Genomic DNA, 842 nt, shown 5'->3' on the forward strand with positions numbered 1-842 from the left:
CGTGCTCGACCCCGGCCTGCGCCGCAGCGACGCCCAGGACCTGTTCCTTCGGGGGCGCGCCGCGACCGTCGAGGCCGTGCTCCACGACGTGGACGGCGGAGTCCACCTGGCGGTGACCGTGGACGGCGACCCCGGCGCCGACCTGCGCCGCGAACAGGGCCGCTACCTGTATTTCCAGCCCGACGAGCTCACGCCTCTGGGGGACGACGCATGAGCCCTTCCCCGGAGCGGGGCGATGATGCCCGCGTGCTCGTAGCGGGCATCGGGAACATCTTCCTCGGCGACGACGGCTTCGGCGTCGAGACCGTGCGCGCCCTCGGCGAACGCCGGCTGCCCGGTCACGTCGAGGCCGCCGACATCGGCGTGCGCGGCGTGCACCTCGCCTACCGGCTCCTCGACGGCTACGACACCCTGATCCTGGTGGATGCCACGGTCCGCGGCGGAGCTCCCGGCACCCTGTACCTGATCGAGCACGACGACATCGGCGCGGGCGGCGCGGAGCACGCCCCGCTCGACGGTCACCGGATGACCCCCGACGCCGTGCTCGCGCTGCTGGGCACCCTCTGCGCCGGAACCGGCGGCCGGCCCCCGCGCCGCACCCTTGTCGTGGGCTGCGAACCGGCCTGCGTGGAGGAGGGGATCGGTCTCAGCGGGCCGGTGTCCGACGCCGTGCCGCAGGCCGTCCGGCTGATCTCGGAGCTGCTGGCCGCACCCCCCGAACCCGGCTCGCGGCCCTTGGCCGGCGAGGCCGTCAACTGAGGAGAGACAGGATGAAGAAGAACATCGCGCTCGGAGTGCTGTCCGCCGCGGTCGCGGCCCTGGTCGTGCAGTCGCGGCCCGAC

1 protein-coding gene and 1 pseudogene (1 of these 2 running past the window's edge) are annotated in these 842 nt (G+C 74.0%); both read left to right on the plus strand.

The window, feature by feature from the left end:
- Positions 1–214 (plus strand): annotated as a pseudogene (locus ACFW2E_RS43620) (hypothetical protein) (it extends 1,210 nt beyond the left edge of the window).
- On the plus strand, positions 211–759 hold the full coding sequence (locus tag ACFW2E_RS43625; protein ID WP_384476765.1) for a hydrogenase maturation protease: 549 nt from the start codon (positions 211–213) through the stop codon (positions 757–759). Before ACFW2E_RS43620 ends, ACFW2E_RS43625 begins: the two are co-directional and overlap by 4 nt.
- Positions 760–842 lie beyond the last annotated feature (83 nt).

Source organism: Streptomyces sp. NPDC058964, assembly GCF_042741275.1.
GTDB lineage: Bacteria > Actinomycetota > Actinomycetes > Streptomycetales > Streptomycetaceae > Streptomyces.